The 25110-nt window shown below is 71.4% G+C and carries 21 protein-coding genes and 2 pseudogenes; 15 read left to right on the top strand and 8 right to left on the bottom strand.

Going from position 1 to position 25110, the window contains the following annotated elements:
* Nucleotides 1-49: 49 nt before the first annotated feature.
* The 4 genes and pseudogenes from ADK64_RS47620 to ADK64_RS29095 all read left to right on the top strand — a co-directional run.
* A pseudogene (locus ADK64_RS47620) lies at nucleotides 50-274 on the top strand (1,4-beta-glucanase); the annotation flags it as partial.
* 221 nt (nucleotides 275-495) lie between these two features.
* On the top strand, nucleotides 496-2466 hold the full coding sequence (locus ADK64_RS29105) for a beta-galactosidase (RefSeq protein WP_053663688.1): 1971 nt from the start codon (nucleotides 496-498) through the stop codon (nucleotides 2464-2466).
* Nucleotides 2463-4655, top strand: coding sequence for a glycosyl hydrolase family 95 catalytic domain-containing protein (locus tag ADK64_RS29100; protein WP_053663686.1), 2193 nt, complete (start codon nucleotides 2463-2465; stop codon nucleotides 4653-4655). Before ADK64_RS29105 ends, ADK64_RS29100 begins: the two co-directional genes overlap by 4 nt.
* A gap of 36 nt (nucleotides 4656-4691) precedes the next feature.
* Nucleotides 4692-5405, top strand: coding sequence for a glycoside hydrolase family 12 protein (locus tag ADK64_RS29095; protein ID WP_053663684.1), 714 nt, complete (start codon nucleotides 4692-4694; stop codon nucleotides 5403-5405).
* Between the two features lie 52 nt (nucleotides 5406-5457).
* On the opposite strand, the gene ADK64_RS29090 is transcribed toward ADK64_RS29095, so the two are convergent.
* Nucleotides 5458-7521 carry a TIM-barrel domain-containing protein gene (locus ADK64_RS29090; protein ID WP_053663682.1) on the bottom strand — a complete coding sequence of 688 codons (2064 nt, stop codon included), beginning with the start codon at nucleotides 7519-7521 and terminating at the stop codon, nucleotides 5458-5460.
* A 104-nt stretch (nucleotides 7522-7625) separates the two neighbouring features.
* Nucleotides 7626-8639 carry a LacI family DNA-binding transcriptional regulator gene (locus ADK64_RS29085; protein ID WP_053663680.1) on the bottom strand — a complete coding sequence of 338 codons (1014 nt, stop codon included), beginning with the start codon at nucleotides 8637-8639 and terminating at the stop codon, nucleotides 7626-7628.
* Nucleotides 8640-8971: 332 nt separating this feature from the next.
* Between ADK64_RS29085 and ADK64_RS29080 the strand changes: the two genes are divergently transcribed.
* Nucleotides 8972-10909, top strand: coding sequence for an acyl-CoA dehydrogenase family protein (locus ADK64_RS29080; protein ID WP_053663678.1), 1938 nt, complete (start codon nucleotides 8972-8974; stop codon nucleotides 10907-10909).
* A gap of 30 nt (nucleotides 10910-10939) precedes the next feature.
* Here ADK64_RS29080 and ADK64_RS29075 read toward each other — a convergent pair whose 3' ends face one another.
* On the bottom strand, nucleotides 10940-11413 hold the full coding sequence (locus ADK64_RS29075; protein ID WP_053663676.1) for a hypothetical protein: 474 nt from the start codon (nucleotides 11411-11413) through the stop codon (nucleotides 10940-10942).
* 83 nt (nucleotides 11414-11496) lie between these two features.
* Entirely contained in the window at nucleotides 11497-11955 is a 459-nt protein-coding gene (locus ADK64_RS29070; RefSeq protein WP_053663675.1) for a lamin tail domain-containing protein, read from the bottom strand.
* A gap of 177 nt (nucleotides 11956-12132) precedes the next feature.
* Here ADK64_RS29070 and dxr point away from each other — a divergent pair, with 177 nt between their 5' ends.
* From dxr to ispG, 3 genes are all read left to right on the top strand, one after another.
* Nucleotides 12133-13404, top strand: coding sequence for a 1-deoxy-D-xylulose-5-phosphate reductoisomerase (gene dxr / locus ADK64_RS29065; protein ID WP_053663673.1), 1272 nt, complete (start codon nucleotides 12133-12135; stop codon nucleotides 13402-13404).
* Nucleotides 13401-14705 carry a M50 family metallopeptidase gene (locus ADK64_RS29060; RefSeq protein ID WP_053663671.1) on the top strand — a complete coding sequence of 435 codons (1305 nt, stop codon included), beginning with the start codon at nucleotides 13401-13403 and terminating at the stop codon, nucleotides 14703-14705. Before dxr ends, ADK64_RS29060 begins: the two co-directional genes overlap by 4 nt.
* 344 nt (nucleotides 14706-15049) lie before the next feature.
* Nucleotides 15050-16207 carry a flavodoxin-dependent (E)-4-hydroxy-3-methylbut-2-enyl-diphosphate synthase gene (ispG, locus tag ADK64_RS29055; protein ID WP_053663669.1) on the top strand — a complete coding sequence of 386 codons (1158 nt, stop codon included), beginning with the start codon at nucleotides 15050-15052 and terminating at the stop codon, nucleotides 16205-16207.
* Between the two features lie 23 nt (nucleotides 16208-16230).
* Here ispG and ADK64_RS29050 read toward each other — a convergent pair whose 3' ends face one another.
* Nucleotides 16231-16650: an ATP-binding protein gene (locus ADK64_RS29050; RefSeq protein ID WP_234384741.1), complete on the bottom strand. Its 420-nt coding sequence runs from the start codon at nucleotides 16648-16650 to the stop codon at nucleotides 16231-16233.
* Between the two features lie 186 nt (nucleotides 16651-16836).
* Between ADK64_RS29050 and ADK64_RS42265 the strand changes: the two are divergent.
* From ADK64_RS42265 to ADK64_RS29025, 5 genes and pseudogenes are all read left to right on the top strand, one after another.
* A pseudogene (locus ADK64_RS42265) lies at nucleotides 16837-17393 on the top strand (DUF5753 domain-containing protein).
* Nucleotides 17390-17647 (top strand): DUF397 domain-containing protein, encoded by a 258-nt coding sequence (locus ADK64_RS29040; protein WP_053663663.1) that lies wholly within the window; start codon nucleotides 17390-17392, stop codon nucleotides 17645-17647. The pseudogene ADK64_RS42265 and the gene ADK64_RS29040 overlap by 4 nt, the downstream one beginning before the upstream one ends.
* Nucleotides 17648-18015: 368 nt before the next feature.
* Nucleotides 18016-18864 (top strand): GNAT family N-acetyltransferase, encoded by an 849-nt coding sequence (locus tag ADK64_RS29035; protein ID WP_053663661.1) that lies wholly within the window; start codon nucleotides 18016-18018, stop codon nucleotides 18862-18864.
* A 46-nt stretch (nucleotides 18865-18910) separates the two neighbouring features.
* The gene (locus tag ADK64_RS29030) at nucleotides 18911-19441 is read left to right on the top strand and encodes a GNAT family N-acetyltransferase (RefSeq protein ID WP_053663659.1); all 531 of its coding nucleotides are present in this window, start codon (nucleotides 18911-18913) and stop codon (nucleotides 19439-19441) included.
* 137 nt (nucleotides 19442-19578) lie between these two features.
* Nucleotides 19579-21282 (top strand): proline--tRNA ligase, encoded by a 1704-nt coding sequence (locus tag ADK64_RS29025; protein WP_053663657.1) that lies wholly within the window; start codon nucleotides 19579-19581, stop codon nucleotides 21280-21282.
* Between the two features lie 54 nt (nucleotides 21283-21336).
* On the opposite strand, the gene ADK64_RS29020 is transcribed toward ADK64_RS29025, so the two are convergent.
* From ADK64_RS29020 to ADK64_RS29010, 3 genes are all read right to left on the bottom strand, one after another.
* Nucleotides 21337-22236, bottom strand: coding sequence for an aminoglycoside phosphotransferase family protein (locus ADK64_RS29020; RefSeq protein ID WP_053663655.1), 900 nt, complete (start codon nucleotides 22234-22236; stop codon nucleotides 21337-21339).
* Between the two features lie 71 nt (nucleotides 22237-22307).
* Complete coding sequence (locus ADK64_RS29015; RefSeq protein WP_053663653.1) at nucleotides 22308-22805, bottom strand: ferritin-like domain-containing protein; 498 nt, start codon at nucleotides 22803-22805, stop codon at nucleotides 22308-22310.
* Nucleotides 22802-23308: a hypothetical protein gene (locus ADK64_RS29010; protein ID WP_053663651.1), complete on the bottom strand. Its 507-nt coding sequence runs from the start codon at nucleotides 23306-23308 to the stop codon at nucleotides 22802-22804. Before ADK64_RS29010 ends, ADK64_RS29015 begins: the two co-directional genes overlap by 4 nt.
* A 243-nt stretch (nucleotides 23309-23551) precedes the next feature.
* Here ADK64_RS29010 and rimP point away from each other — a divergent pair, with 243 nt between their 5' ends.
* Both rimP and nusA read left to right on the top strand, forming a co-directional pair.
* Entirely contained in the window at nucleotides 23552-24061 is a 510-nt protein-coding gene (gene rimP / locus ADK64_RS29005; protein ID WP_053663650.1) for a ribosome maturation factor RimP, read from the top strand.
* Between the two features lie 2 nt (nucleotides 24062-24063).
* Nucleotides 24064-25062 (top strand): transcription termination factor NusA, encoded by a 999-nt coding sequence (gene nusA / locus ADK64_RS29000; RefSeq protein ID WP_053663648.1) that lies wholly within the window; start codon nucleotides 24064-24066, stop codon nucleotides 25060-25062.
* The last annotated feature ends 48 nt before the right edge of the window (nucleotides 25063-25110 follow it).

Below are 25110 nucleotides of genomic sequence, written 5' to 3'. Positions count from 1 at the left end.
CGGCACCCATCCCGGTCCACCACTCCGCCCACGCCCACCGAGGTACCCCATGCCCACCCGTAGAACCGTCCTCGCCGGCACCGCAGCCGCCACAGCACTCCCCGGCCTCCCCGCCGAGGCGCACGCAGACCCGGCCCCGGCCCCGCAGGGCTACCGCCGGCGCACCGCGGTGATCGGCCGCACCGGTTTCGTCACCGGTGTCCTCTTCCACCCCGCCACCCCCGGCCTCGCCTGCGCCCGCACCGGCAGCGGCGACGCCTACCGCTGGGACGATCCCGCCGACCCAGCTGTCTCCTACGCCCACGACACCGACACCGGCCCCGGCACCCCGTGCGCCGGCTCCGACGGCGGCCGTACCTTCGCCGCCCGCGCCACCGGACTGCCCGCCGGGGACGGCCAGTTCCAGCTCGCCGTCGCTGCGACCGGCGATCCGCGCACCCACGGCCGCGTGTACCTCGCCACCAACGGGCGCGGCATCCAGTACGGGGAGCCCGTATGAGACCGACCCTCGCCGACGCCACCCGGGGCCGCATCCTCTTCGGCGGCGACTACAACCCCGAGCAGTGGCCCGAGGAGACCTGGCCCGAGGACGTCCGGCTGATGCGGCAGGCCCGGGTCAACTCCGTCACGCTCGGCGTCTTCTCCTGGTCGAAACTCGAACCCGAGCCGGGGGCGCGGGAGTTCGGCTGGCTCGACCGGGTGATGGACCTCCTGCACGAGCACGGGATCGGGGTCGTCCTCGCCACCCCGACCTCCTCCCCGCCGCCCTGGATGGGCCGCCTCCACCCGGACACCCTGCCCCGCGACGCCGACGGCCGGACCGAGTGGTGGGGCGGCCGGCAGCACTTCTCGCACTCCAGCGCCACCTACCGGCGCTACGCCGCAGCCATCACCGAGGACCTGGCCGCCCGCTACGGCACCCACCCCGCCCTCACGATGTGGCACATCAACAACGAGTACTGCACCTTCGACCACGGCGACGAGGCGGCCGCCGCCTTCCGCCGCTGGCTGCGCGCGAAGTACGCCTCCCTCGACGCCCTCAACTCCGCCTGGGGCACGGCCTTCTGGAGCCAGGGCTACGACACCTGGGACGGCGTCCTGCCCCCGCGGCACGTCCACTATCTGAAGAACCCGGCCCAGGTGCTGGACTTCAGGCGGTTCACCTCCGACATGCTCCTGGAGTGCTTCACGGCGGAACGGGACATCGTCCGCCGGTACACCCCGCACACCCCCGTGACCAGCAACTTCATGCCGCTGTGGAGCGGCCAGGACGGCTGGCGCTGGGCAGCGGAGGAGGATGTCGTCTCCGTCGACCTCTACCCCGATCCACGCGATCCGCTGGGCGGGCAGCGCGGGGCGCTCGTGCAGGACCTGACCCGCTCGCAGGCCCGCGGCCCGTGGATGCTCATGGAGCAGGCGGCCGGGCCCGTCAACTTCCGCGGGGTCAACCACCCCAAGCCGCGCGGCCTGGGCCGGCTGTGGTCCCTGCAGGCCGTCGCCCGGGGCGCCGACGCCGTCTGCTACTTCCAGTGGCGCCAGTCCCGCCAGGGCGCCGAGAAGTTCCACTCCGGGATGATCGGCCATGCGGGGGAGGGCGGCCGTACCCATCAGGAGGTACGGCGGCTCGGCTCCGAACTCGCCGAGCTGGCACCCGAAGTGAGTGGCAGTCGGGTACCCGCGGACATCGCCGTTCTGCACGACTGGCACTCCTGGTGGGCCGGGGCCCACGAAGGGCGGCCGTCCGACCGGGTGGAGCTGCCGGACGTGCTGACCGCCTGGCACCGGGCCCTGTGGGAGGCCCACCTGACCACCGACTTCGCCCACCCGGAGCACGACCTGTCCGGCTACCGGCTCGTCGTCGCCCCGCAGCTCTACCTCCTCACCGACACCGCCGTCGGCAATCTCCTCGGCTACGTCCGGAGCGGCGGCACCCTGGTCTGCGGCTTCCTCACCGGCATCGCCGACGAGGACGACCGGGTCAGGCCCGGCGGCATGGACGCCCGGCTGCGCGAGCTGTTCGGCATCCGCACCCTGCACGAATGGTGGCCGCTGGAGGCGGGGGAGACCGTCGAGTGCGCGGGCCTGCGCGGGACGCTGTGGTCGGAGGAGATCGAGGCCGAGCCCGGGGCCGCCGACGTCGTGCCGTACCGGGGCGGGGAGCTGGACGGGATGCCGGCCGTGCTGCGCAAGGGCCGCGCCTGGTACGTCTCCACGCTCCCCGAGCCGCACGACCTGCGCGCCCTGCTCGCCTCCGTCGCCGCCGGGGCGGGGGTGCGCCCGGTGCTGGAGGGGCTGCCGGCCGGCGTCGAGGCGGTGCGCCGGGGCGAGCTGCTGTTCCTGCTCAACCACGGGCGGGAGCCGGTCACCGTCGAGGTGCCGGGCAGCCACCGTGACCTGCTCGGCGGTGAGAAGGTCACGGGGTCCGTGCGCCTCGGCCGCTACGGTGCGGCGGTGCTGCGGCCATGAGTCACGGACCCGTCCACGGGACCTGGGAACCCGCCCCGGCGGCACGCTGGGAGGACGCGTTCCTGAGCGGGAACGGCCACCACGGCGCCCTTGTGTTCGGTGATCCGAACGATGAGCGGGTCGTCGTCACCCAGCACACCCTGGTCCGGCCGAACGGCGGCCAGCACGCCCGGCCGCCCCGGCTGGCATCCCAGCTCCCCGCCCTCCAGGACCGGTTGCTCGCCGGTGAGCCGGCCGCCGCCGAGAGCTTCACCGACGGTCGCCCGCTCCAGTGGGTGCAGCCCTTCCACCCCGCCTTCCGGATCCGGCTGCGCCGCCGGGGCGGGACCGGGTCCGGCTGCCGCCGGGCCGTCGACTTCACCGCCGGTGAAGTCACCGCCGTCCGCGGCGACCACACCAGCCGGGTCTTCGTCTCCCGCGCGGACGACGTGATCGTGCACGAGGTCACGGCGGGCGACCTCGACATCCGCCTGGACCACCGGCTGCCCGGCGTGCCGGCCGGGCTCCGGGTCGGCCACGGCGCACTCCTCACCCCCGAAGGCGCCCTGCTGAGCCTGCGCGCCCGCTACCCCGACAGCGACCGCGCCTACACCGGCGTGACCCTCGTCGCCGTTTGCGGTGGCGGCGTGGAACTCCGCCCGCCGGGCGCCCGCGTCACCGGCGCCCGCTCGGTGCTGCTGCTCACCCGCGTGCTCCGGCACACCGGAGAGACGGACGTCGTGGCCGAGGCCCGGCTGCTCCAGGCCCTCGCGGCCGGCACCGAGCGGCCGTACGAGGAACTGCTCGCCCGTCATCTCGCCCTGCACCGCACCGCCTACCAGCGCGTCACCCTCGACCTCGGCGCCGACCCCGCCGACCGTGCCCTGCCCGGCTCGGAGCTGCTCCGGCGCCCGCACGGCCCCGCCCTGCTGGAACGGCTCTTCGCCGCCGGCCGCTACCACCTGCTCTCCAGCAGCGGCCTGCTGCCGCCCCGGCTCACCGGCCTGTGGACCGGCGACTGGAACACCGCCTGGTCCGGGGCGTTCACCACCAACGCCAACCTCAACCTCCAGACCGCCTCCGCGCCTGCCGCCGCCCTCCCCGAGGTCACCGAGGCGCTGGCCCGGCTCGTCCAGCGGCAGCTGCCCGACTGGCGGGAGAACGCCCGCGCGATCTTCGGCGCCCGGGGTGTCGTCGCCCCCACGCACACCGACGGCGAGACCGGCCACACGTACCACTTCGACCGCGCCTACCCCCATCAGCTGTGGACGGCCGGCGCCGACTGGCTGCTCAAGCCGCTGGTCGACCACGACGAGACCCGCGGCGAGCGGGACCCGCGCACGGCCGCCGTCCTCGCCGAGATCGCCGCCTTCTACGAGGACTTCCTCACCCGCACCGACTCCGCCGGCCGCCTGGTCGTCGTGCCCTCCTACTCGCCCGAGAATCGGCCCGCGAACGCAGACTGGGGCGCGCTCAACGCCGCCATGGACCTGTCCGCCGCCCGGCACGCCCTGCTCACCGCCGCCCGATACCACCCCCAACAGGCCGGAAAATGGCGGGCGTTGGCGGCTCGGCTGCCGCCACACCGGATCAACGCCGACGGCGCGCTCGCCGAGTGGGCCTGGCCGGGCCTGGACGACACCTACGACCACCGCCATCTCAGCCACCTCTACGGCGTCTGGCCGCTGGACGAGATCAACCCCCACGACACCCCCGCTCTGGCCGAGGCCGCCCACCGTGCCCTCGCCCTGCGCGGCGCCGAGAACGACTCCGCCCACGGCCATCTGCACCACGCCCTGATCGCGGCCCGCCTCGGCGACGCCGGCCGGGTCGCCCGCGCCCTTCGCCAGGTCCTCGACGGCGACTTCTTCCACGCCTCCCTGATGAGCGCCCACTACCCGCACCGGGACGTCTACAACGCCGACGCCGCGCACGCCCTGCCCGGCGTCCTGATCGAGATGCTCGTCCAGTCCACCCCCGACCGGCTGGTCCTGCTGCCCGCCGTGCCGGACGCCTGCCCGACCGGTGAACTGCGCGGAGTGCGCACCCGGTTCGGCGCCGAGATCGACCTCGGCTGGACCCCGGGCGGCGCCCGGGCCGTCCTCAGACCGAGCCGCACCCACCGCATCGAACTGCGGACTTCCTCCGGTGCACAGCCGCTCGACCTCGTCGCCGGAGAAGACCACGTCCTCACCCTGGGGGCGTGGTAACCCCTCGCAGCTCCCCCCACCCATGGAAGGGACACCATGGCAACACGCACGTTGAACCGGGTCGCCACGGCCCTGATCGCCCCCGCCCTGGCCCTCGGCGCCACCGTCGCCCTCGCCGCGGCGCCCGCCTCCGCCGCCGTCTGGTCCTCCTGCGACCAGTGGGGCAACACCACGCTGAACGGCTACACCCTCTACAACAACATCTGGGGCTCCGGCGCCGGCAGCCAGTGCATCTGGGCCAACTCCGGCACCAACTGGGGCGTCAACGCCAACCACCCGAACACCGGCGGCATCAAGTCCTACCCCAACGCCAAGAAGGTGATCAACAAGTCGATCAGCTCCCTGGCCTCGCTGACCAGCGGATACAACGTCGCCGTCCCGTCCTCGGGCGCGTACAACACGTCGTACGACATCTGGGACACCGGCTACAAGTACGAGATCATGCTCTGGGTCAACAAGACCGGTGCCGTCGGCCCGCTCGGCACCTCGCAGGGCAGCCTCACCCTCGGCGGTTCCACCTGGACCGTCTACAAGGGCAACAACGGCTCCAACGACGTCTTCTCCTTCGTCCGCGGCTCCAACTCCGGCTCCGGCACGGTCGACATCCTGCCGATCCTGAAGTGGATCAAGGACACCAAGGGCTGGTTCGGCGACGTGACCATCGGTGACCTCCAGTTCGGCTTCGAGATCACCTCCTCCGCCGGCGGGCTCGACTTCACCGTCAACAGCGAGAGCGTCAGCAGCAGCTGAGCAACTCGTGCGGAGAGGGGGCCGGTCCGGAGCGGACCCGGCCCCCACCCGCTCACTCCGCGATCGGCAGCTCCGCGCCGTCCCGCAGGAACAGCGGGATGCGCTCCAGCGGGGCGTCCACCGTGACCGCCGTACCGCCCTCGTACGTCTCACCCGTCCACGCGTCCGTCCAGCGCGCGCCCGCCGGCAGATACGTGGTGCGGGCCACGGCGCCCGCGGTCAGCACCGGGGCGACCAGCAGGTCGCGGCCGAAGAGGTACGCGTCCTCCACCGACCAGGCCGTCCGGTCGCCCGGGAACTCCAGGAACAGCGGCCGCATCACCGGCAGCCCCTCCTCGTGCGTCTCCCGCATGACCCGCAGGATGTACGGCTTCAGCCGCTCGCGCAGCCGCAGATACCGCTCCAGGACCGCGCCGGCCTCCTCGCCGTAGGACCACACCTCGTTCGGGCCGCCGGTCATGTCCGGGCCCAGCGGCAGGCCCGGGTCGCGGAAGCCGTGCAGGCGCATCAGCGGGGACAGCGCGCCGAACTGGAACCAGCGGATCATCACCTCGCGGTACGCCGGATCGTCCGGGTCGCCGCCGTGGAAGCCGCCGATGTCGGTGTTCCACCACGGGATGCCGGACAGCGCGGTGTTGAGACCGGCCGCGATCTGCCGGCGCAGGGTCGCGAAGTCGGTGCCGATGTCGCCCGACCACAGGGCCGCGCCGTAGCGCTGGCTGCCCGCCCACGCCGACCGGTTGAGCGAGATCACCTCGCCGTCGCCGAGGCCCGCCGCCAGCAGGCCCTCGTGGAAGGTGCGGGCGTTCTCGCGCGGATACAGATTGCCGACCTCCAGGCCCGGACCCGCCCAGTAGCGCAGGTTCTCGGCGAAGCCGGGCTTCAGCTCGGGTTCGCAGGCGTCCAGCCAGAACGCCGTGATGCCGTACGGGGTGAGGTAGTTGTCCCGGACCCTCGACCAGACGAAGTCACGGGCCTCGGGGTTCGTGGGGTCGTAGAACGCCACCTGGACCGTGGACGCGACCTCCTTGTCCGGCCAGTCGGCGTGCGCCGTCGGGCCGTACTGGGTGCCGACGAAGTAGCCGCGCTGCTCCATGAGCCGGTGGTTCTCCGAGAGCGGGGACACCGACGGCCACACGGACACGACCAGCTTGATGCCCAGCTCCGCCAGTTCGCGGACCATGGCCGCCGGGTCCGGCCACTCCTTCGGGTCGAACCGCCACTCGCCCAGGTGCGTCCAGTGGAAGAAGTCGCACACGATCGCCGCGATCGGCAGGCCCCGGCGCTTGTACTCCCGTGCCACGGCGAGGAGTTCGTCCTGGGTGCGGTAGCGCAGCTTGCACTGCCAGAAGCCCGCCGCCCACTGCGGCAGCATCGGTGAACGCCCGGTCGCCGCAGTGTAGTTGCGCTGGCCGTCGGCCGGGGTGCCCGCCGTGATCCAGTAGTCGATCTGCCGGGCCGAGTCCGCCACCCAGCGGGTGCCGTTGCCCGCCAGCTCCACCCGGCCGATCGCCGGGTTGTTCCACAGCAGGGTGTAGCCCCGGCTGGACACCAGCACCGGCACGCTCACCTCGGCGTTGCGCTGCACCAGGTCCAGCACCAGGCCCTTCTGGTCCAGCCGCCCGTGCTGATGCTGGCCGAGGCCGTACAGCCGCTCGCCCTCGTAGGCGGCGAACCGCTGCTCCAGACGGTGGTGGCCGTTGCCGACCGCGGTGTAGAGGCGCGGTCCGGGCCACCAGAAGTGGGCCCGCTCCTCGGCGAGCAACTCGGCGTGGTCGTCGGTGCGCAGGAAACGCAGCAGGCCCTCCGCGCTCACCTCGACGGTCAGCGCGCCGGCCGTCACCCTTCCCGCTCCGTCGTCGACCGTGACCGTGGCCTCGGCCGGCGGCCGGTCCGCCGCCAGGGCGCCCGGCAGCCCCTCCAGCACCGGGCCGCCGAGCCGGGCCCGCACCCGGACCGCGTCCGGCCCCCACGGCTCGATCCGCACCGTCTCCTGACGGCCGCTCCACTCCAGCGCCCCGTCCCGCACCCGGAGCCGGCCGACGGTGGGGGAGGACTGGGCGAGGCTGACCTTGGACTCCGCGAGAGCGGGCTGAATACCGGCAGGCTGATTCACGGCGTGCTCCTGAAGAGATGCTCCTGACACGAGGAGCGCAGACAGGGGAAGCAGACAGGGGAAGCAGGCAGCGGTGTGCCCCGGCAGGGCAGGGTCGGTGAAGGTCAGGACGCGGCCGGCGCCGGTCCCGTACTCGCCCGCACCGTCAGCTCGGGCGCGAGCAGCACGACCTCGTCGCCGCCCCGCCCGTCCAGCTTGGCCATCAGGTGCTCCACGGCACGCCGGCCCATCTCCTGCGCGGGCACGGCGACCGAGGTCAGCCGGACCGACGCCTGGACGGCGACCTGGTCCGGGCAGACCGCGGCCACGGACACGTCCTCGGGCACGGCCCGGCCCTGCTGGCGCAGCAGCGCGAGCAGCGGCTCCACCGCCGACTCGTTCTGCACCACGAACCCGGTCGTTCCCGGCCGTTCGTCGAAGATCCGGGCCAGGGTGAGGGCCATCGTGTCGTACCCGCCCTCGCACGGCCGGTGCAGCACCCTCAGTCCCGACTCACGGGCCCGGGCGCGCAGTCCGTCGAGGGTGCGTTCGGCGAATCCGGTGTGCCGCTCGTAGACGGCCGGGGCCTCGCCGATGACAGCGATGTCACGGTGGCCGAGCCCCGCCAGATGCTCCACGCAGAGCGCGCCCGTCGCGCTCCAGTCCAGGTCCACGCAGGTCAGACCGGTGGTGTCGGCGGGCAGGCCGATCAGGACCGAGGGCTGGTCGGTCCCCCGCAGCAGCGGCAGCCGCTCGTCCTCCAGCTCGACGTCCATGAGGATCATCGCGTCGGCGAGACCGCTGCCGGTCACCCGGCGCACCGCGTCCGGCCCCTCCTCGCCGGTGAGCAGCAGGACGTCGTAGCCGTGCGTACGGGCCGTGGTGGCCACCGCGATGGCGATCTCCATCATCACCGGCACGTACATGTCGGTGCGCAGCGGGATCATCAGCGCGATGATGTTCGACCGGTTGCTCGCCAGGGCCCGGGCGCCGGCGTTCGGGTGGTAGCCCAGCTCCCGGATGCTCTCCTCGACCCGCTGCCGGGTGGTGGTGGAGATGGACCGCTTGCCGCTGAGGACATAGCTCACCGTGCTCGCCGAGACTCCGGCGTGCTGGGCGACCTCGGCGAGGGTGACCATCCGGCTCTCCAAGCTATGTGAAGCGCTTCGACAGAGCGCATAACGGTTAGGGCGAGTGAGGGTGAGATTGACACTAGCTTCAGCCGGGTCGAGGTGTCCATAGCTGTCGAAGCGCTTCGACACCTTTTCCTGGACCAGCTCAGAAGTGATCTTGCCGGGGCCTTCCGGCAATCCCTGGGGGCAAGGGCGGGCGGAAACCCTCCGGCCGAGTATCCGCCGAACGGCCGCGCGAGGGGTGGTGGGGTCGGCCCGTTTCGGGTACGAACGATCCAGTAGCACTGGTCGGTAGCGAACGGTCAGCAATCATCCCTCTTCGCGGCGAGGTGAGCCTCATGTCCGCCCCCACCACCCCACGCACCAACGTCACCGAGCGCGAGGCCCGTCAGGTGGCGGAGGCCGCCCGGGAACAGGACTGGCGCAAGCCCAGCTTCGCCAAGGAACTGTTTCTCGGGCGCTTCCGGCTCGACCTCATCCACCCGCACCCGCTCCCGGACGACGAGTCCGTCCGGCGCGGCGAGGAGTTCCTCGCCAAGCTGCGCGCCTTCTGCGAGTCGACCATCGACTCCGCCCGCATCGAGCGCGAGGCCCGCATCCCCGACGAGGTCGTGGCGGGCCTGAAGGAACTCGGCGCCCTCGGCATGAAGATCGAGCCCAAGTACGGCGGTCTCGGCCTCACCCAGCTCTACTACAACAAGGCCCTCGCCCTGGTCGGCTCCGCGAGCCCCGCCGTCGGCGCACTGCTCTCCGCCCACCAGTCGATCGGCGTACCGCAGCCGCTGAAGATGTTCGGCACCCAGGAGCAGAAGGACGCCTTCCTGCCGCGCTGCGCCCGCACCGACATCTCCGCCTTCCTGCTCACGGAGCCCGACGTCGGCTCCGACCCGGCGCGGCTCGCCACCGCGGCCGTACCCGACGGCGACGACTACGTCCTCGACGGAGTGAAGCTGTGGACCACCAACGGGGTGGTCGCCGATCTGCTCGTGGTCATGGCGCGCGTACCGAAGTCGGAGGACCACAAGGGCGGCATCACGGCGTTCGTGGTCGAGGCGGCCTCGGAGGGCGTCACCGTCGAGAACCGCAACGCCTTCATGGGCCTGCGCGGCATCGAGAACGGCGTCACCCGCTTCCACCGGGTGCGCGTCCCGGCCGCCAACCGGATCGGCCCCGAGGGTGCGGGCCTGAAGATCGCGCTCACCACGCTCAACACCGGCCGGCTGTCGCTGCCCGCGATGTGCGCCGGCGCCGGCAAGTGGTGTCTGAAGATCGCCCGCGAGTGGTCGGCCGAGCGCGAGCAGTGGGGCAAGCCCGTCGCGCTGCACGAGGCCGTCGGCTCCAAGATCAGCTTCATCGCGGCGACGACGTTCGCGCTGGAGGCCGTCCTCGACCTGTCCTCCCAGATGGCCGACGAGGACCGCAACGACATCCGCATCGAGGCCGCCCTCGCCAAGCTCTACGGCTCCGAGATGGCCTGGACGATGGCCGACGAACTGGTCCAGATCCGCGGCGGCCGGGGCTACGAGACGGCCGAGTCGCTCAAGGCGCGCGGCGAGCGCGGGGTGCCGGCCGAGCAGATCCTGCGCGATCTGCGCATCAACCGCATCTTCGAGGGCTCGACGGAGATCATGCACCTGCTGATCGCCCGCGAGGCCGTCGACGCCCACCTCTCGGTCGCCGGGGACCTCATCGACCCGGACAAATCCCTGTCCGACAAGGCGAAGGCGGGTGCGAGCGCGGGCGTCTTCTACGCCAAGTGGCTGCCGAAGCTCGTCGCGGGGCCGGGGCAACTCCCGACGTCGTACGGCGAGTTCAAGCACGGAGCAGATCTCTCGGGACATCTCCGCTACGTCGAGCGCACCGCCCGCAAGCTGGCCCGCTCCACCTTCTACGCCATGTCCCGCTGGCAGGGCCGGATGGAGACCAAGCAGGGCTTCCTCGGGCGGATCGTGGACATCGGTGCCGAGCTGTTCGCGATGAGCGCGGCCTGCGTGCGGGCCGAACTGCTGCGCAGCCGGGGCGAACACGGCAGCGAGGCCTACCAGCTCGCCGACGCCTTCTGCCGCCAGGCCCGCATCCGCGTCGAGGAACTCTTCGGCCGGCTGTGGACCAACACCGACGACCTCGACCGCAAGGTGGTCAAGGGAGTCCTCGCCGGGTCCTACACCTGGCTGGAGGAAGGCGTCGTCGACCCGTCCGGCGACGGCCCGTGGATCGCGGACGCGACCCCCGGACCGTCGACGCGGGAGAACGAGCGCCGCCCCTTCGGCGGCTGACCCGCTCGGTGACCGACCGGGCGCCTGGGGTCAGTTGCCCCAGGTGCCCTGGTTGACGGCGCAGTTCCAGCCCGAGCCGTGCAGGGCGAACTTCACGGCGTAGGAGCGGGTGTTGAGCAGATGCGTGGGGATCCGCACACCCAGGCTCGCCTTGCCCTTCAGCGTGGCGTTGTAGACGGACACCGACAGCGAGGAGTTGTGGGTGACCCTGCCGCCGGTCGGCTTGGCCTTGCCGAAGCGGATGTTCTTCACGTCCGTGACGCTGAACGTGACCTTCTTGAAGCTCTCGGTCGTCTTGCTCTTGATGCCGAAGTACAGGCCGCCGCCCGTCACCCAGCCGTGCGAGTCGACGTAGAAGCGGCTCGGAAAGACGATGTTGACCGGGCAGCCGGTGCTGGTCGACGTCCGGGTCGCGGCCGAGGCCGCGCCGGCGAGTCCGAGCTGTGCAGCGGTCAGGACCCCCGCGGTGGCCAGGACGGCCGCGGTCGCGCGCTTGCGGTTCATGATGGTGACTCCTCCCCGTTTCGCCCTACTTGATGGGCGCCAACGGGAAGGATGCCATCATCCGCGCCCCTGCGTGCGCAATTTCAGCAGTACTTGTCGCTGGGGTCCCGCGTGGTCCAGGAGCAGGCGTCGGCCCGGGCGCCGTTCGCCTTGGTGAGGGTGGCCGTGTCCTTGTCGTTGTTCCACACGTAGGCGCGGCGGTCCTGGTACTTGTCCGACGCGGTGTCCGAGCCGCGACCGGTGTGGATCTTCATGTACTTCCCGGCGCCGATCTTGACGTTCGGGAAGACGTACTTGTGGTTGGAGGCGTCCTTCAGGGTCCAGCCCTTGAGCGAGACGGCCGAGCCGCTCGTGTTCCGGATCTGCACCCACTCGGCGTTGAGACTCGCGTTGGAGCGGGTGTCGCTGCCCGGGCTGTCGAACCAGACGTGGTGGATGGTCACACCGCCGGCCGCCTGGGCCGGGGAGCTGAGCAGGGTGCCGGTGAGCACGGCCGCGCCGGCGAGGGCGGGCAGGGCGGCGCGCAGGCGCACAGTACGCATGGAGAGATCCCCCCAGGATGTCGTCCGCGGAAGTGAATGCGACTGAAGTGTTATCACATGATCTTCACTGGTACTTCACGACGGGAGAATCACTCCATCCGGCGACGAAACCTGTTAACGCACCCGCCCGGGGGACGCCCTGTCCGGAGCGCTGCCGGTTGCGGCAACAATGGAGGGATGACCGACAGTCCCGCCCATCCGGCACCCCTCGCCGATCCGCACCTCGTCTACGACCCCCTCGCGGGCGACGGCCCCAAGGACGTGGTGATCCTCGGCTCCACCGGATCCATCGGCACCCAGGCCATCGACCTCGTGCTGCGCCACCCCGACCGCTTCCGGGTCACCGCGATCTCCGCGAACGGCGGCCGCGTGCCCCTCCTCGCCGAGCAGGCCCGCCGGCTACGGGTGCGGACCGTGGCCGTAGCCCGTGAGGACGCCGCGGCGGCCCTGCGCGAGGCGCTCGCCGCCGAGTACGGCGCGGGGGAGCCGCTGCCCGAGATCCTCGCCGGACCGGACGCGGCCACCCGGCTCGCCGCCTCCGACTGTCACACGGTGCTGAACGGCATCACCGGCTCCATCGGCCTCGCCCCCACCCTCGCGGCGCTGGAGGCCGGCCGCACCCTCGCGCTGGCCAACAAGGAGTCGCTGATCGTCGGCGGCCCGCTGGTCAAGGCGCTCGCCAAGCCCGGCCAGATCATCCCGGTCGACTCCGAGCACGCGGCGCTGTTCCAGGCACTGGCGTCCGGGACCCGGGCCGACGTACGCAAACTCGTGGTGACCGCCTCCGGCGGCCCCTTCCGCGGCCGGACCAGGGCCGAGCTGGCGAACGTCACCGTCGAGGACGCCCTCGCCCACCCCACCTGGGCGATGGGCCCGGTGATCACGATCAACTCCGCGACCCTCGTCAACAAGGGTCTGGAGGTCATCGAGGCACACCTCCTCTACGACATTCCCTTCGACCGCATTGAGGTGGTCGTGCATCCCCAGTCGTATGTCCACTCGATGGTCGAGTTCACCGACGGATCCACGATCGCCCAGGCGACGCCCCCCGATATGCGTGGGCCGATCGCCATCGGTCTGGGCTGGCCCGAACGCGTCCCGGACGCCGCGCCCGCCTTCGACTGGAGCAAGGCCTCCACCTGGGAATTCTTCCCGCTGGACAACGAGGCCTTCCCCTCGGTGAACCTCGCCCGGCACGTGGGGCAGCTCGCGGGGACCGCTCCGGCGGTGTTCAATGCGGCCAACGAGGAATGCGTCGAGGCCTTCCGCAGCGGCGCACTGCCCTTCAACGGGATCATGGAGACCGTCACCCGGGTCGTCGAGGAACACGGCACCCCGGGCGCGGGAACTTCACTCACCGTGTCGGACGTCCTCGAAGCGGAGACCTGGGCGCGGGCCCGGGCTCGCGAACTCACAGCCACGACGGCGACCGCGGAGGCGCGTGCATGACGACCTTGATGTTCATCCTCGGCATAGTGGTCTTCGCGTTCGGCCTGCTCGTCTCGATCGCGTGGCACGAGCTGGGGCACCTGTCCACGGCCAAGCTCTTCGGCATCCGCGTACCGCAGTACATGGTCGGCTTCGGCCCGACCATCTGGTCGCGGAAGAAGGGCGACACCGAGTACGGCGTCAAGGCGATCCCGCTCGGCGGCTACATCCGCATGATCGGCATGTTCCCGCCCGACGAGGCGGGCCGGGTCTCCGCCCGCTCGACCTCGCCGTGGCGCGGCATGATCGAGGACGCCCGCTCGGCCGCCTTCGAGGAGCTGCAGCCGGGCGACGAGACCCGCATGTTCTACACGCGCAAGCCCTGGAAGCGCGTGATCGTCATGTTCGCGGGCCCGTTCATGAACCTGGTCCTGGCGGTCGCCCTGTTCTTCACCGTGCTGATGGGCTTCGGCATCCAGCAGCAGACCACCACCGTCGCCTCCGTCTCGCCCTGCGTCATCTCCCAGAGCGAGAACCGCGACACCTGCAAGAAGTCCGACGCGCTCTCCCCGGCCCAGGCCGCCGGCATGGAGAAGCGCGACAAGATCGTCTCCTTCGACGGCAAACAGACCAAGGACTGGAACACGCTGTCGGACCTGATCCGCGACAGCGCGGGCAAGACGGTCCCGATCGTCGTCGACCGGGACGGCAGGCAGCTCACCCTGCACGCCAGGATCGCCACCAACCTGGTCGCCAAGAAGGACTCCAGCGGCACCTACGTCCAGGGCCAGTACGTCAAGGCCGGCTTCCTCGGCTTCAGCTCCGCCACCGGCGTGGTGAAGCTGGGCTTCGGTGACTCCGTGACCTGGATGACCGACCGGGTCGGCGACGCGGTCGACTCCCTCGCCGCCCTGCCCGGCAAGATCCCGGCGCTGTGGGACGCGGCCTTCGGCGACGGCCCGCGCCAGCCGGACTCCCCGGTGGGCATCGTCGGCGCGGCCCGCATCACCGGCGACATCGCCACCCTCGACATCCCCGCCTCGCAGCAGGTGGCGATGTTCGTGATGCTGCTCGCCGGCTTCAACCTCTCCCTGTTCCTGTTCAACATGCTCCCGCTGCTCCCGCTCGACGGCGGCCACATCGCGGGCGCCCTGTGGGAGGCCCTGCGCCGAAACCTGGCCCGGGTGCTGCGCCGCCCGGACCCGGGCCCGTTCGACGTGGCGAAGCTGATGCCGGTGGCGTATGTGGTGGCGGGGATCTTCGTTTGCTTTACGATGCTCGTTCTCGTCGCAGATGTCGTCAATCCGGTCAAAATCGGGTAATAATCGGGCACTTTCTGCCACGATGACCTTCGAATGAGCCCTTCACTCGCATGACTCGCGCGAGTGAAGGGCTCACTTCTTTCGTACGACACGGAGGCGGACGGGGCTCCGGTCCGGGCGGAAGCCATCCGTACGGCGACGGCCCGGACATGGTTCACCCCGTGAAAATCTCCTGGCCATACGACGTTGGGGGCGGCCCGGAGGATGATCTTCCGGGCCGCCACCCGTCGGGTGGGTTTGCCGGACGGGATGTGCTCCCGCCCGGGCCGGTGCCGTAATCTCGAAGCCTGGAGCCCGCCGTTACGGGACCGGATCCTGATCCACGACTTGGGGTTGCACAGCAGATGACTGCGATTTCTCTCGGCATGCCGTCCGTTCCGACCAAGCTCGCCGAGCGCCGGAAGAGCCGGCAGATCCAGGTCGGAAGCGTGGCGGTCGGCGGGGACGCGCCCGTCTCGGTCCAGTCGATGACCACGACCCGTACGTCCGACATCGGCGCCACCCTCCAGCAGATCGCCGAGCTGACGGCATCGGGCTGCCAGATCGTGCGAGTGGCCTGCCCCACCCAGGACGACGCGGACGCCCTCGCCACCATCGCCTCCAAGTCCCAGATCCCGGTGATCGCGGACATCCACTTCCAGCCGAAGTACGTCTTCGCCGCGATCGAGGCGGGCTGCGCGGCGGTCCGCGTGAACCCCGGCAACATCAAGCAGTTCGACGACAAGGTCAAGGAGATCGCCAAGGCCGCCAAGGACCACGGCACCCCGATCCGCATCGGTGTCAACGCCGGCTCCCTCGACCGCCGCCTGCTCCAGAAGTACGGCAAGGCGACCCCGGAGGCGCTGGTCGAGAGCGCCCTGTGGGAGGCCTCGCTCTTCGAGGAGCACGACTTCCGCGACATCAAGATCTCGGTCAAGCACAACGACCCGGTGATCATGATCGAGGCGTACAAGCAGCTCGCGGCCCAGTGCGACTACCCCCTCCACCTCGGCGTCACGGAGGCGGGCCCGGCCTTCCAGGGCACGATCAAGTCGGCGGTGGCCTTCGGCGCGCTGCTGTCCCAGGGCATCGGCGACACGATCCGGGTCTCCCTCTCGGCTCCCCCCGTCGAGGAGGTCAAGGTGGGCATCCAGATCCTGGAGTCCCTGAACCTCAAGCAGCGTGGCCTGGAGATCGTCTCCTGCCCCTCGTGCGGCCGCGCCCAGGTCGACGTCTACAAGCTCGCCGAAGAGGTCACCGCGGGTCTGACGGGCATGGAGGTCCCGCTGCGGGTCGCGGTCATGGGCTGCGTCGTCAACGGGCCGGGCGAGGCCCGCGAGGCCGACCTCGGCGTCGCCTCCGGCAACGGCAAGGGCCAGATCTTCGTCAAGGGCGAGGTCATCAAGACCGTCCCCGAGTCCAAGATCGTCGAGACCCTCATCGAGGAGGCCATGAAGCTGGCCGAGAAGATGCAGGACGAGGGTGTGGAGTCGGGCGAGCCGTCGGTGTCGGTCGCGGGCTGACCTTTCGTTTTCCGGCAGTCCCGTCACCTCCCGGTGGCGGGACTCAGTCGTACCTCCGCCCAGACGGCCTTGCCGGGCTGCCGTGGCGTGACACCCCACTTGTCGGCGAGCGCCTCGACCAGGAGCAGGCCCCGGCCTCCCTCGCCCCGCGGGGCTTGCAGCTCGGGCAGCCGCTCGGTACGGGTGTCGGAGACCTCCAGCCGGAGGGTGGCACCCGCTGCGGTGAGCTTCAGGTGGAAGTCCCGTCCGGGTACGTGTCCGTGCCGGACCGCATTCGCTACGAGCTCGGCTGCGATCCGCGTGAGGGTTGCGTTCGCGGGCCCGGCGTAGGAGTGCCCCCACTCATCCAGCCGATGTGAGACGAGCCGCCGGGCGAGGCGCGCGCCGCGAGGGGTCGAGGTGAAGCGCATCGCGAATTCGTGGGCGGGGATTTCTGACTTCATGCCGTTTACGCTCCCGCACGCTCAGTAACGTTGACCAGCGGCCGCACCTCGACCAACAGGGGTTGTACGAGCGTGGGGTGCCGCTGTAGGCGTGCGCGCCGTGGCGGACGGTGGCGCCCAGGTATTGGGGGTGTATGTGAGCGAGGAAGTACAGGAACCAGAGGGTGAGTCCGAGCCGGCTCAGGCATTCCGCTCGCCTTCGGGCGGCTGCTGAAGAGGTTCAGGACGCTGGCCGGGATGGAACGCGCCCAACTGGGCTCTTCGACTGGCTACTCGGCGGCGACCGTCGCGTCGTTCGAGCAGGGCAGGCGGATTCCGCCCACGAAGTTCATCGTGCGAGTCGATCAAGTGCTGAATGCGCGTGGAAGATCTTCGAACGGAAGCCCGCACCCATCATCAGCTTCGTGATGGAGGAAGCCCTCCTGCGTAGGCGGCTGGGCGGACAGGCCGTCATGCGGGGCCAGTTGGAGCAGATCCTGCTCTTCGGGCAACGGCGTAATGTGGAGATCCAGGTCATGCCGAACGACCGTGAGGAGCATGCGGCACTCGCCGGCACCTTCACCTTGATCAACACGGCTAAAGGGCGCAGGATCGCCTAGGTGGACGCGCGCAAAGGCAGCCGCCTCTACTCAGACGGTCAGTCGGTCACGGAGATGGAGGAGCGGTACGGCATCCTGCGCGCCCAGGCTCTGACACCGCGCGAATCACTGGCCCTCGTGGAGAAGTTGCTGGGAGAGACATGAACGTTGACGAGCCGACCGAGCTGGTGTGGTTCAAGAGCAGCTACAGCAGTGGCGACGGCGGGCAGTGCCTCGAAATCGCGCTCGCATGGCACAAGTCCAGCTACAGCGACGGCGAAGGCGGCCAGTGCGTCGAGGTCGCCACCAGCCCCACCACGATCCACGTACGTGACTCCAAGCAGAACCGCACCGCCGCAGCCACCCTCATAGTGCCCCCCGCCGCCTGGCAGGCCTTCCTCGGGCTTGCACGATCCTGAAGGGGGCCTTACCACCCCTTGGTGCCGCTCTCGATGGCGAACGCGTCCTGCCAACAAGGGTCCTCGGACTGATGGGTCGGCTGACGGGGAGGGACGCGGCACCATGGGTGACCAGGGCGGCGGCGACGGCAAGATCCCTCGACATCGAGATCGAGGATCTGAAGACCCAGTCACCCCCCACCTGGGACCACTACGGCCTACGTCCTTAGCGGTATCCCCTCGGGGGCACCGGTGGGGACAGCAGAAGACGACCTTCGAGATCGTGCTGCCGGGCCCGCCCGCGGCCGGATCTCACCGCTAAGCGCTCCACCACCCCTCGGGGTACAGTGCGGAGGATCCAGCAGAACCCCAGCCCCGAGGCCCCGCACGTGTTGACCCAGACCACCTCACGGGTGCTCGAACCGAGCGACCTTGACGCCGCGCTCGCCGTCCTCGACCGCGAGCCGGTGACGAACGCCTTCGTGACCTCGCGCGTCCAGATCGCCGGCCTCGACCCATGGCGGCTCGGCGGCGAGATGTGGGGCTGGTACGAGGACGGCATGCTCACGTCGCTGTGCTACGCGGGTGCCAATCTCGTTCCCATCTGTGCCACGCCGCGGGCCGTGCGCGCCTTTGCCGATCGGGCGAGGAGGGCCGGGCGCCGGTGCTCCTCCATCGTCGGGCCCGCCGACGCCACCGCCGGACTGTGGCAGCTGCTGGAGCCCCACTGGGGCCCCGCCCGTGAGGTGCGTGCCCACCAGCCGCTCATGGTCACCGACCGGATGCCCGCCGACGTCCCCCCGGACCCCTACGTCCGCCGCGTCCGCAAGGACGAGATGGAGACGATCATGCCGGCGTGCGTGGCGATGTTCACCGAGGAGGTCGGTGTCTCGCCGCTCGCAGGGGACGGCGGGCTGCTGTACCAGGCCCGGGTCGCCGAACTCGTCGGCACCGGCCGCTCCTTCGCCCGCCTCGACGAGCACGGCAAGGTCGCTTTCAAGGCCGAGATCGGCGCCGCGACCAGCCAGGCCTGCCAGATCCAGGGGGTGTGGGTGGCTCCCGAGTACCGGGGGTCGGGGCTCGCGGCGCCGGGCATGGCGGCCGTGCTGCGGTATGCGCTCGCCGACGTCGCCCCCGTGGTGAGCCTGTACGTGAACGACTTCAACACGGCGGCGAGAAGGACGTACCGGCGCGTGGGCTTCCAGGAGACCGGCGCCTTCATGAGTGTGCTCTTCTGAACCTCCGTACCTCCCTGACCTCCACACCCCCCTGTACGCTCCCGGCATGGACCTCGCCATCGGCCACCTGGACCTCGCCGCCCACGTCGACGAGGCCCTAGCCGTCCAGGCCGTGGCCTTCGGACTGGGCCCCGACGAGGTCGCCGTACGCCGGCAGATCGTCCAGCGGCACATGCAGTACCGGGGCGCGCGGGCCCTCGGCGCGACCGCCTCCGGACACCTCGTCGGCTTCGTCTACGGCATGCCCAACAGCCGTACCCACTGGTGGTCCACCGTCGTGGAGCCCTACCTCCGGGCCCAGGACAACGACGCCTGGCTGGACGACTCCTTCGTCATCACCGAGCTGCACGTCCACCCCGGCCACCAGAACCGCGGCATCGGGCGGCGGCTCATCACCATGATCACCGACTGCGCCGCCGAACCCCGTTCGATCCTCTCCGCGATCGACACCGACAGCCCCGCCCGCGGCCTCTACCACTCCCTCGGCTACGTCGACCTCGCCCGCCAGGTCCACTTCCCGAGCGCGCCGAGGCCGTACGCCGTGATGGGCGCCCCCCTGCCGCTGCGCCGCAGATAGAGCCGCCGCGGACAAAGTCCCGGACGAAGCACCGGACAAAGCCCCGGACAAAGACGTGGCCATATCCGATTTCCACCGGCACAGCGAGCCCGGCTAACCTCCATGCCATCACCCTTACCGGCAGGAGTACGAGAACCATGGCCAACGCACCGGTCCAGCGCATGTCCCAGTTGATGGCGAAGACGCTGCGCGACGACCCGGCGGACGCCGAGGTCCTCAGCCACAAGCTCCTCGTCCGGGCCGGCTACGTCCGCCGCACCGCCGCCGGCATCTGGAGCTGGCTGCCCCTCGGCAAGAAGGTCCTCTCCAACGTGGAGCGGATCGTCCGCGAGGAGATGGACGCCATCGGCGCCCAGGAGGTCACCCTCCCCGCCCTGCTGCCCCGGGAGCCGTACGAGGCCACCGGCCGCTGGGACGAGTACGGCCAGGAGCTGTTCCGGCTCAAGGACCGCAAGGGCGGCGACTACCTCCTCGGCCCCACCCACGAGGAGATCTTCACCCTCCTGGTCAAGGACCAGTGCACGTCCTACAAGGACCTGCCGGTGATCCTCTACCAGATCCAGACCAAGTTCCGCGACGAGGCCCGCCCCCGCGCCGGCATCCTGCGCGGCCGTGAGTTCCTGATGAAGGACTCGTACTCCTTCGACACCGAGGACGAGGGCCTCGCCCAGTCCTACGCCCTGCACCGCCAGGCCTACCAGCGCATCTTCGAGCGCCTGGGCCTCGACTACCGCATCTGTGCCGCGACCGCCGGTGCGATGGGCGGCTCCAAGTCCGAGGAGTTCCTCGCCCCGGCCGAGGCCGGCGAGGACACCTTCGCCGACTGCCCGAACTGCGACTTCGCCGCCAACACCGAGGCGATCACCTACGCCCTGAAGCCGGTCGACGGGGCGGACGTGCCCGCGCTCGAGGAGATCCCGACCCCCGACACCCCCACCATCGAGACCCTGGCCGCCTCGCTCGGCGTCCCGGCCTCCGCCACGCTGAAGAACCTGCTGGTCAAGGTGGACGGCGAGATCGTCGCCGTCGGCGTGCCCGGCGACCGCGAGGTCGACCTGGGCAAGGTCGAGGCGCACTTCGCGCCGGCGAGCGTGGAGATGGTCACCGAGACCGACTTCGCGGGCCGCCCCGACCTGGTCCGCGGCTACGTCGGCCCGCAGGGCCTGGGCGAGAAGGTGAAGTACATCGCCGACCCGCGCGTGGCCCCCGGCACCGCCTGGATCACCGGCGCCAACAAGGAGCACACGCACGCGAAGAACGTCGTCGCCGGCCGTGACTTCGAGGTCGACACCTACGTGGACGTCGTCGTCGTGCAGGAGGGCGACCCCTGCCCGCAGTGCGGCACCGGCCTGAAGCTGGACCGCGCCATCGAGATCGGCCACATCTTCCAGCTGGGCCGCAAGTACGCCGACGCCCTCAAGCTCGACGTCCTCGGCCAGAACGGCAAGCCGGTCCGCGTCACCATGGGCTCCTACGGCATCGGCGTCTCGCGTGCCGTGGCCGCCCTCGCCGAGCAGTCCGCCGACGACAAGGGCCTGGTGTGGTCCAAGGAGGTCGCCCCGGCCGACGTGCACGTCGTCGCCGCCGGCAAGGCCCTGCAGACCGAGCTGGCCCTCGACGTCGCCGAGAAGCTGGCCGCCGCGGGCGTCCGCGTCCTGGTCGACGACCGGGCCGGGGTCTCCCCGGGCGTGAAGTTCACCGACGCCGAGCTGATCGGCGTCCCGCAGATCCTGGTCGCCGGCCGCCGCTCCGGCGAGGGCGTACTGGAACTGAAGGACCGCAGGACCGGCGAGCGCGAGGAGCTGTCGGCAGAGGACGCGATCGCGCGCCTGACGGCCTGATCACACCGTGGTTCCCCGCGCCCGAGCGGCGCGGGGAACTCCGCCCCCCGACCCCTAGAGCCACCCGGCGAACTCCAGCAGGAGCTCCGCGTCCTTCGGCCGGCCCACGCGGAGCGCACGGACGCCGGACTCCACAGCACGGAACAACGTCCACCCCCGCAAACGGTCCTGATCGGTCTCCAGCGACTCGGCGAGCCGCTTGATCCGCCGCCGGACGACCGCCGCGCCGGACGGCGTCGCGATCAGGTCCTCCACCCGGTCCCGCACCAGCCGCGCCAGATCGAAGGCGCACTCGCCGACCACCGGATCCGGACCCACCGCCAGCCACGGCATCCGCTCCCCGGACAGCACCTTGCTCTGCCGGAACGTGCCGTGCAGCAACCGGTGTTCGGGCGGCGCGGCGAGCAGGTCCTCGCGGGCCGCGAGTGCCGCGTCGACCAGCGGCGCCACCTCGGGGTCCGCGTCCGCACCCACCCGCATGGCCGCCGCCTGCCGCCCGGTGCGCCCGGCGACCGTCTCGAAGACATGGTCCGCCGGCGGCTCGACCCACAGCCGGCGCAGCGTCCCCGCCGCCTCCAGCAGCGCCTTCGCCTCCGGCAGCGAGCGCACCGACACGTCCGGATGCAGCCGCTCGAGGAGCAGCGCCCCCTCCGCGGCACCGGCTTCCAGCAGCTGTACGGCGCCCAGGCCGGCCCAGCGCACCAGCGCCGCCCGCTCGCTGCCCGGCCGGGCCCGGGGCGGGGCCAGCTTCAGCACGGCCGGGGTGCCGTCCGTCCGCCGCACCAGCACCACCAGACTGCTGCGGCCGCCCGGCACCTGCACCCGTTCCACGGTCAACTCGCGCTCGGCGACGGCCCGTTCGGCGGTCGCGGGCAGCTCCGCCAGCCAGGCGTCCTGGGCCGGTGCCGTCTCACCGAGCGCCCGTACCAGGCGCGGCGGCGGTTCGAAAGCCATGCGCGAGTCGTTTCCTTCCAGTCCGGGACCAGTCCGGGTCGTGTCGTACGGGCGCCTACCGGGTCAGCGGGTCACGGTGTCGCCGAGGCAGCAGAGGGTGCCGTACCGGCCGCGCCCGTCCCCTCGGCGGCCCGCTCGGCGAGCCCAGGGAAGGCTACGCTCTCCCCGTTCCAGCGCACCGCGCGCACCGCGGCCTCCCGCAGCGCCCCGGCGGCCGCGCCGCGCCGCGTGCCCGTCGCCGCCCGCACCAGGTCCGCGTACACCCCGGCCAGGCGCTCCTCAAGCCGCGCGGCGAGCCGCACCGCCGCCGCCGAGTCCGGCACCGGGAACGGCAGCGCGTAGCCGGCGTCCGCGGCGACCGGCAGGCCGCCGAGGTCGCGCACCTCGCGGGTGAGCGCGTCCCGCCCGGCCCGGTGGGCGTCCCACGCCGCCCGCGCCTCGCTCCGGCGGGCCGCGGCGATCCGGCCGCCGACGACGCCGTACCCGTACACCGCCGCGTGTTCGGCGGCCAGCGCCGCCTGCAACGCCGTCAGCTCGGCCTTCTTGGCCTCGTCGCTCTCGGTGCTCACTTGGCCCCCTCGGTCAGCAGGTACGCGTGCACGGCCCCGGCCGCCGCGACCGACGCCAGCAGCCGCGCCAGCTCGCCCGGTACGGCCAGCAGGGCCTTGGCGCGCTGGTCGGCGAGGGTGCGCTCGGCGGTGGCCAGCGCGGCGACGGCGTCCTTCTCGGTCGCCGGCACGGGGGCCGGCGACGCCGGCGCGGACGGCGACTTCGCGGGCGAGGGCGTCGTGGCGTCCCCGAACGCCGTGGCATGCGCCGCGACCTGGGCGCGCAGCGGGCGCAGCCGGTCCGCGAGCCCCGGATGCGCGGCGAGGACGGCGTCGTAGCGCGCCACCAGGTCCCGGCTGTCCCGGGCCGCACGCGCGCGTGCCCGTGCGGTCACCGACGAGGTGCCGCCGCCGGAGTGCGGATCGGCGGTGCAGCCCGCCAGCAGGGCGGCACCGGCGGCCGAGGCGAGCAGGGATCTTCTGCGCGGCCCCGAGGGGGTGCGCGGCGGCGGTGGGTACGGCACTGCAGACGTCCTCGGGGAACTCGTACGGAGGGAAGACCGAAGGATGGGCGGCACGCCCGTGATCACGGTACCCGCGCATCCCCCGGACTCATGTCACCGGCTCGACCAGGGCCCCAGGCTCCCGGGCGCCCGGCCCCACCGCCGCGGGCACAGGTGGACGGCAACACACCCCGCGACCGGATACCCTTTGACCAGACACGCGACCCATCCCACAACAGCACACGCGGCCGAGGAGTCACCCGGATGAGCACCACCCAGAGCGAGAGGCTGCGAGAGCTGCTCGAACCGCTCGTCACCTCCCAGGGGCTGGATCTCGAAGAGATCGCCGTGGACGCGGTCGGACGCAAGCGGGTGCTGCGCGTGGTCGTCGACTCCGACACCGGAGCGGATCTGGACGCCATCGCCGATGTGAGCCGCGCGCTCTCGGCGAGGCTCGACGAGACCGACGCGATGGGCGACGCGGCGTACGACCTGGAGGTCGGCACCCCCGGCGCGGAGCGCGCCCTCACCGAGCACCGGCACTTCGTGCGCGCCGTCGACCGGCTCGTGAAGTTCCAGCTGACCGAGGGCGGCGAGCTGGTCGCGCGCATCCTGAGCGTCGACGCCGAGGGCCTCGACGTCGAGGTGCCCGGCGTGAAGGGCCGCAAGGCCACCGCCCGCCGGCTCGGCTTCCCGGAGATCGACAAGGCGCGCGTGCAGGTCGAGTTCAACCGCAAGGACAAGAAGGACATGAAGGAAGAGGAGGAGGCGTAGCCGTGGACATCGACATGAGCGCCCTGCGGGGCTTGGTTCGGGAGAAGGAGATCTCCTTCGACCTGCTGGTCGAAGCGATCGAGTCGGCCCTCCTCATCGCCTACCACCGCACCGAGGGAAGCCGCCGACACGCGCGCGTGGAGCTCAACCGGGAGACCGGGCACGTGACCGTGTGGGCGAAGGAGGATCCCGAGGACCTCGAGGAGGGGCAGGAGTCCCGCGAGTTCGACGACACCCCGTCCGGCTTCGGCCGTATCGCCGCCACCACCGCCAAGCAGGTGATCCTGCAGCGGCTGCGCGACGCCGAGGACGACGCGACGCTCGGCGAGTACGCGGGCCGCGAGGGCGACATCGTCACGGGCGTGGTCCAGCAGGGCCGCGACCCGAAGAACGTGCTCGTGGACATCGGCAAGCTGGAGGCCATCCTGCCGGTGCAGGAGCAGGTGCCCGGCGAGACGTACCCGCACGGCATGCGCCTGCGGTCGTACGTCGTCCGGGTGGCGAAGGGTGTGCGCGGCCCGTCCGTGACGCTCTCCCGCACGCACCCCAACCTGGTGAAGAAGCTCTTCGCCCTGGAGGTGCCGGAGATCGCCGACGGCTCCGTGGAGATCGCGGCGATCGCCCGCGAGGCCGGCCACCGCACCAAGATCGCCGTACGGTCCACCCGTTCGGGTCTGAACGCGAAGGGCGCCTGCATCGGCCCGATGGGCGGCCGGGTGCGCAACGTGATGGGCGAGCTGAACGGCGAGAAGATCGACATCGTCGACTGGTCGGACGACCCGGCCGAGCTGGTGGCGCACGCGCTGTCACCCGCTCGGGTGAGCAAGGTGGAGGTCGTCGACCTCGCCTCCCGCTCCGCCCGGGTGACCGTGCCGGACTACCAGCTGTCGCTGGCGATCGGCAAGGAGGGCCAGAACGCCCGCCTCGCCGCCCGCCTCACCGGCTGGCGCATCGACATCCGTCCGGACACCGAGCAGCCCGACCGGTCCGAGCAGGACTGAGGGAACGGCCGGGGGCCGCCGGGAATGGATCCAAGCCGCAGGAGGCTT

The sequence above is a fragment of the Streptomyces sp. MMG1121 genome, from assembly GCF_001280015.1.
Classification (GTDB): domain Bacteria; phylum Actinomycetota; class Actinomycetes; order Streptomycetales; family Streptomycetaceae; genus Streptomyces.
This window is presented reverse-complemented; position numbering and strand designations above follow the sequence as displayed.

Bases quoted from the DNA above. Each gene is read 5' to 3' on its own strand.
- ADK64_RS29105 (WP_053663688.1), top strand. From the start codon at position 496: ATGAGACCGACCCTCGCCGACGCCACCCGGGGCCGCATCCTCTTCGGC.
- ADK64_RS29100 (WP_053663686.1), top strand. From the start codon at position 2,463: ATGAGTCACGGACCCGTCCACGGGACCTGGGAACCCGCCCCGGCGGCA.
- ADK64_RS29095 (WP_053663684.1), top strand. From the start codon at position 4,692: ATGGCAACACGCACGTTGAACCGGGTCGCCACGGCCCTGATCGCCCCC.
- ADK64_RS29085 (WP_053663680.1), bottom strand. From the start codon at position 8,639: ATGGTCACCCTCGCCGAGGTCGCCCAGCACGCCGGAGTCTCGGCGAGC.
- ADK64_RS29080 (WP_053663678.1), top strand. From the start codon at position 8,972: ATGTCCGCCCCCACCACCCCACGCACCAACGTCACCGAGCGCGAGGCC.
- ADK64_RS29075 (WP_053663676.1), bottom strand. From the start codon at position 11,413: ATGAACCGCAAGCGCGCGACCGCGGCCGTCCTGGCCACCGCGGGGGTC.
- ADK64_RS29070 (WP_053663675.1), bottom strand. From the start codon at position 11,955: ATGCGTACTGTGCGCCTGCGCGCCGCCCTGCCCGCCCTCGCCGGCGCG.
- dxr (WP_053663673.1), top strand. From the start codon at position 12,133: ATGACCGACAGTCCCGCCCATCCGGCACCCCTCGCCGATCCGCACCTC.
- ADK64_RS29060 (WP_053663671.1), top strand. From the start codon at position 13,401: ATGACGACCTTGATGTTCATCCTCGGCATAGTGGTCTTCGCGTTCGGC.
- ispG (WP_053663669.1), top strand. From the start codon at position 15,050: ATGACTGCGATTTCTCTCGGCATGCCGTCCGTTCCGACCAAGCTCGCC.
- ADK64_RS29050 (WP_234384741.1), bottom strand. From the start codon at position 16,650: ATGAAGTCAGAAATCCCCGCCCACGAATTCGCGATGCGCTTCACCTCG.
- ADK64_RS29040 (WP_053663663.1), top strand. From the start codon at position 17,390: ATGAACGTTGACGAGCCGACCGAGCTGGTGTGGTTCAAGAGCAGCTAC.
- ADK64_RS29030 (WP_053663659.1), top strand. From the start codon at position 18,911: ATGGACCTCGCCATCGGCCACCTGGACCTCGCCGCCCACGTCGACGAG.
- ADK64_RS29025 (WP_053663657.1), top strand. From the start codon at position 19,579: ATGGCCAACGCACCGGTCCAGCGCATGTCCCAGTTGATGGCGAAGACG.
- ADK64_RS29020 (WP_053663655.1), bottom strand. From the start codon at position 22,236: ATGGCTTTCGAACCGCCGCCGCGCCTGGTACGGGCGCTCGGTGAGACG.
- rimP (WP_053663650.1), top strand. From the start codon at position 23,552: ATGAGCACCACCCAGAGCGAGAGGCTGCGAGAGCTGCTCGAACCGCTC.